Genomic DNA, 5,797 nt, shown 5'->3' with positions numbered 1-5,797 from the left:
CTCCCCTAGATGGGTGTCACCGCAGCGGTGGCCCGGTTGGAGCTGTCGCGGTGGTTGCTGAAAGCCTGGTGCGCTGACCGCCCCGAGAAAAAGGGGTAGGGAGCTGTGCCGGTGTTTTTGTCGGCTCTTTGACATTGTTGAATTTGATGAAGGGACATGTGGGCGGCGGCTTGCGGTTTCTGGCGGTCTTTAGGCGTCGGAATATCGTTCAAAGCCAAGCCAGTCTATATGTCCTTCACACGTAACCATACGTGAGATGTGCAGGATTGGCTCCTGGAGATGCTTCCTCGTTGCCTTGGGTATTCCCCTGGGGCGTAGAGGGGGACATAAACTTGAGAGTTTGATCATGGCTCAGAATGAACGCTGGCGGCATGCCTAACACATGCAAGTCGAACGAAGGCTTCGGCCTTAGTGGCGCACGGGTGCGTAACGCGTGGGAATCTGCCCTTGGGTTCGGAATAACAGCGAGAAATTGCTGCTAATACCGGATGATGTCGAAAGACCAAAGATTTATCGCCCTGGGATGAGCCCGCGTTGGATTAGGTAGTTGGTGGGGTAAAGGCCTACCAAGCCGACGATCCATAGCTGGTCTGAGAGGATGATCAGCCACACTGGGACTGAGACACGGCCCAGACTCCTACGGGAGGCAGCAGTGGGGAATATTGGACAATGGGCGAAAGCCTGATCCAGCAATGCCGCGTGAGTGATGAAGGCCTTAGGGTTGTAAAGCTCTTTTACCCGGGATGATAATGACAGTACCGGGAGAATAAGCTCCGGCTAACTCCGTGCCAGCAGCCGCGGTAATACGGAGGGAGCTAGCGTTATTCGGAATTACTGGGCGTAAAGCGCACGTAGGCGGCTTTGTAAGTTAGAGGTGAAAGCCTGGAGCTCAACTCCAGAATTGCCTTTAAGACTGCATCGCTTGAATCCAAGAGAGGTGAGTGGAATTCCGAGTGTAGAGGTGAAATTCGTAGATATTCGGAAGAACACCAGTGGCGAAGGCGGCTCACTGGCTTGGTATTGACGCTGAGGTGCGAAAGCGTGGGGAGCAAACAGGATTAGATACCCTGGTAGTCCACGCCGTAAACGATGATAACTAGCTGTCCGGGAGCATGGCTTCTGGGTGGCGCAGCTAACGCATTAAGTTATCCGCCTGGGGAGTACGGCCGCAAGGTTAAAACTCAAATGAATTGACGGGGGCCTGCACAAGCGGTGGAGCATGTGGTTTAATTCGAAGCAACGCGCAGAACCTTACCAGCGTTTGACATGTCCGGACGATTTCCAGAGATGGATCTCTTCCCTTCGGGGACTGGAACACAGGTGCTGCATGGCTGTCGTCAGCTCGTGTCGTGAGATGTTGGGTTAAGTCCCGCAACGAGCGCAACCCTCGCCTCTAGTTACCATCATTTAGTTGGGTACTTTAGAGGAACCGCCGGTGATAAGCCGGAGGAAGGTGGGGATGACGTCAAGTCCTCATGGCCCTTACGCGCTGGGCTACACACGTGCTACAATGGCAACTACAGTGGGCAGCAATCCCGCGAGGGTGAGCTAATCTCCAAAAGTTGTCTCAGTTCGGATTGTTCTCTGCAACTCGAGAGCATGAAGGCGGAATCGCTAGTAATCGCGGATCAGCATGCCGCGGTGAATACGTTCCCAGGCCTTGTACACACCGCCCGTCACACCATGGGAGTTGGGTTCACCCGAAGGCGTTGCGCTAACTCAGCAATGAGAGGCAGGCGACCACGGTGGGCTTAGCGACTGGGGTGAAGTCGTAACAAGGTAGCCGTAGGGGAACCTGCGGCTGGATCACCTCCTTTCTAAGGATTTCGGCGGAAAGCGCCTGGTGCCTCGGTGCCGGGAAGAGCTTCCTCCATTCCAAAGAACATAAAGCCGCCGTCCTCATGTCCCTTCATCACTAGCGCAGTCAGCAAGACAGCGCAGCGCAAGCTGCACTGCATGCTGACCAGCTCGGCCAGCGTGGCGAAGCGCGCCCACAAGGCGCGGCTTTGCCGCGACTGACGGGCGCAGCGGGTGCGGGCCTGTAGCTCAGTTGGTTAGAGCGCACCCCTGATAAGGGTGAGGTCAGTGGTTCGAATCCACTCAGGCCCACCACGTATCAGGTGCAGCAAGCTCAGCGCCGCGGCAAAGCCGCGTCGTCGATCAAGGCTTCGCCTTGTCGGCCGTGCTTGGCGCTGCGCGAGATAGCTTCGCTATCTCGTCGTGCTTCGGCGCATGGGGCTTTAGCTCAGCTGGGAGAGCGGTTGCTTTGCAAGCATCAGGTCATCGGTTCGATCCCGATAAGCTCCACCACGCCTGCCAGGAACGCTAGTGATTGAAGAGAAAGAGTTCAGCTTCGGCTGATCGGAGGCGACACGCCTCCACGTTGTTTGACATTGTGAATGGGTTTTAAAATCGATGCCGCGGTGGCGTCGTGCGCAAGCTTCGGCTTGGGTATGATTGCCGCTGCATATCAAGGCTGAGATTATCATCCACACCGAGCATACCATGCGACACTGCTCTGCCGAGTTTCGTGTCAGTTTTTGGACTGATCCAGTGTTGTCATTGGTGGTGTGGACTCTCAAGCGTGAGGTAAGGGCAATTCGTGGATGCCTTGGCATGTACAGGCGATGAAGGACGTGGCACGCTGCGATAAGCGTCGGTGAGGTGTGAGCAACCTTTGACCCGACGATTTCCGAATGGGGAAACCCACCTATCCTGATTATCTGACCGAGCCGCTTGCGGCACGGTGAGGTAATTGGGGCAAGGTATCATGAGACTGAATACATAGGTTTCATGAAGCGAACCCGGCCAACTGAAACATCTCAGTAACCGGAGGAAAAGACATCAACCGAGATTCCGTTAGTAGTGGCGAGCGAACGCGGACCAGGCCAGTGCCTCTGATTCAACTAGCAGAACAGTTTGGAAAGACTGGCCATAGCGGGTGACAGCCCCGTATGCGAAAGTGAGATCAGAGGACTCGAGTAGGGCGGGACACGTGTAATCCTGTCTGAACATGGGGGGACCACCCTCCAAGCCTAAATACTCGTACATGACCGATAGCGAACTAGTACCGTGAGGGAAAGGTGAAAAGCACCCCGATGAGGGGAGTGAAACAGTACCTGAAACGGATTGCCTACAAGCAGTAGGAGGGCTTTTGTGGCCTGACTGCGTACCTCTTGCATAATGGGTCTGTGACTTAATGTACCAAGCAAGCTTAAGCCGATAGGTGTAGGCGCAGCGAAAGCGAGTCTGAATAGGGCGATTTGAGTTTGGTGTATTAGACCCGAAACCCGGCGATCTAGGCATGACCAGGATGAAGGTGCGGTAACACGCACTGGAGGTCCGAACCGATTAACGTTGAAAAGTTACCGGATGAGTTGTGTTTAGGGGTGAAAGGCCAATCAAGCCGGGAAATAGCTGGTTCTCCGCGAAAACTATTGAGGTAGTGCCTCGGATGAACACCCTGGGGGGTAGAGCACTGGATGGATGCGGGGGTCGCGAGATCTACCAACTCTAACCAAACTCCGAATACCCAGGAGTGATATCCGGGAGACAGACGGCGGGTGCTAAGGTCCGTCGTCAAAAGGGAAACAGCCCTGACCAACAGCTAAGGTCCCCAAGTCACGTCTAAGTGGGAAAGCATGTGGGAATCCCAAAACAACCAGGAGGTTGGCTTAGAAGCAGCCATCCTTTAAAGAAAGCGTAACAGCTCACTGGTCTAAACAAGGGTTCCTGCGGCGAAGATGTAACGGGGCTCAAGACGTGCACCGAAGCTTTGGGTGTGACGAAAGTCACGCGGTAGCGGAGCGTTCCGTACGCCTGTGAAGCAGTCTGGTAATGGACTGTGGAGGTATCGGAAGTGCGAATGCAGACATGAGTAGCGATAAAGAGGGTGAGATGCCCTCTCGCCGAAAGACCAAGGGTTCCTGCGCAAGGCTAATCCGCGCAGGGTGAGCCGGCCCCTAAGACGAGCCCGAAGGGGGTAGTCGATGGGAATGCGGTTAATATTCCGCAGCCTGGTGGTGTGTGACGGATCTCGTGTGTTGTCAGCTCTTATTGGATTGAGCTGGCTTCGAAGAGGTTCCAGGAAATAGCCCCACCGTATAGACCGTACCCGAAACCGACACAGGTGGTCTGGTAGAGTATACCAAGGCGCTTGAGAGAAGTGTCCTGAAGGAACTCGGCAAATTGCCTCCGTACCTTCGGAAGAAGGAGGCCCAACATAGGCGCAAGCTCTTGTTGGGGGCACAGGCCAGGGGGTAGCGACTGTTTAGCAAAAACACAGGGCTCTGCTAAGTCGGCTTCAAGACGACGTATAGGGCCTGACGCCTGCCCGGTGCCTGAAGGTTAAGTGGAGGGGTGCAAGCTCCGAAATGAAGCCCAGGTAAACGGCGGCCGTAACTATAACGGTCCTAAGGTAGCGAAATTCCTTGTCGGGTAAGTTCCGACCTGCACGAATGGCGTAACGACTTCCCCACTGTCTCCAGGACATGCTCAGCGAAATTGAATTCTCCGTGAAGATGCGGAGTACCCGCGGTTAGACGGAAAGACCCCGTGCACCTTTACTGCAGCTTCAGAGTGGCATTAGGAAAGAACTGTGTAGCATAGGTGGGAGGCTTTGAAGCATCGGCGCCAGCCGGTGTGGAGCCATAGGTGAAATACCACCCTGTTGTTTTCTGATGTCTAACCACGAGCCATGAAACTGGCTCTGGGACCCTCTGTGGCGGGTAGTTTGACTGGGGCGGTCGCCTCCTAAAGAGTAACGGAGGCGCGCGAAGGTTGGCTCAGGCCGGTTGGAAACCGGCTGTTAGAGTGCAATGGCATAAGCCAGCCTGACTGCGAGACTGACAAGTCGAGCAGAGACGAAAGTCGGTCATAGTGATCCGGTGGTTCCTCGTGGAAGGGCCATCGCTCAACGGATAAAAGGTACGCCGGGGATAACAGGCTGATGATTCCCAAGAGCTCATATCGACGGAATCGTTTGGCACCTCGATGTCGGCTCATCACATCCTGGGGCTGGAGCAGGTCCCAAGGGTTTGGCTGTTCGCCAATTAAAGTGGTACGTGAGCTGGGTTCAGAACGTCGCGAGACAGTTTGGTCCCTATCTGCCGTGGGCGTCGAAATTTGAGAGGAGTTGACCCTAGTACGAGAGGACCGGGTTGAACGTACCTCTGGTGTACCTGTCGTCGTGCCAACGGCGCAGCAGGGTAGCTATGTACGGACGGGATAACCGCTGAAAGCATCTAAGCGGGAAGCCTCCCTCGAGATAAGATTTCACAGGACGGTGAAAGACCATCACCTTGATAGATCGGATGTGGAAGCGCGGTAACGCGTGAAGCTAACCGATACTAATTGTCCTATTCACGCTTGAGAGTTCACACCTCCAATGTCAGCACTGGAAAAACACCAGCGCAGGCAAAGGTGGGATGATCCTCCCAGCCTTGAACGCATCGATTTTAACCCCATCCGCCGCACCGGCTTCATTGCCTGGTGGCTATAGCGTCAGTGAACCACCCGATCCCATCCCGAACTCGGCCGTGAAACCTGTCTGCGCCAATGGTACTATCGCTTAAGCGATGGAAGAGTAGGTCGTCGCCAGGCATTGAAACCGGTGCACGCGGATACAAAACCCATTCACAACCTTCCTCGTTTCTGATCCGCTCAGGGCCAACCCGTCCCTGCACGCAACAAGCGTCACAACAAGCGGATCAGATGGTGGCGCGGGGTGGAGCAGCCCGGTAGCTCGTCAGGCTCATAACCTGAAGGTCACAGGTTCAAATCCTGTCCCCGCAACCAA

3 tRNA genes and 3 rRNA genes are annotated in these 5,797 nt (G+C 55.1%); all 6 read left to right on the top strand.

The features are described from left to right. Positions 1-328 precede the first annotated feature (328 nt). The 6 genes from DVW87_RS17570 to DVW87_RS17545 all read left to right on the top strand — a co-directional run bounded on the left by DVW87_RS17570 (position 329) and on the right by DVW87_RS17545 (position 5,796). Positions 329-1,817: ribosomal RNA gene (locus DVW87_RS17570) — 16S ribosomal RNA — on the top strand. Positions 1,818-2,035: 218 nt separating this feature from the next. After that, a tRNA-Ile gene (locus DVW87_RS17565) sits at positions 2,036-2,112 on the top strand. A 122-nt stretch (positions 2,113-2,234) separates the two neighbouring features. Next, a tRNA-Ala gene (locus DVW87_RS17560) sits at positions 2,235-2,310 on the top strand. A 269-nt stretch (positions 2,311-2,579) separates the two neighbouring features. Then, a 23S ribosomal RNA gene (locus DVW87_RS17555) occupies positions 2,580-5,372 on the top strand. A 114-nt stretch (positions 5,373-5,486) separates the two neighbouring features. Further along, positions 5,487-5,601 (top strand): 5S ribosomal RNA (rrf, locus tag DVW87_RS17550). The 16S, 23S and 5S rRNA genes sit together here with 3 tRNA genes alongside, the layout of an rRNA operon. A 118-nt stretch (positions 5,602-5,719) precedes the next feature. Further along, positions 5,720-5,796: transfer RNA gene (locus DVW87_RS17545), tRNA-Met, on the top strand. Position 5,797: the final 1 nt, after the last annotated feature.

It is taken from the genome of Sphingomonas aracearum (genome assembly GCF_003345355.1).
GTDB classification, from domain to species: Bacteria; Pseudomonadota; Alphaproteobacteria; order Sphingomonadales; family Sphingomonadaceae; genus Sphingomonas; species Sphingomonas aracearum.
This window is presented reverse-complemented; position numbering and strand designations above follow the sequence as displayed.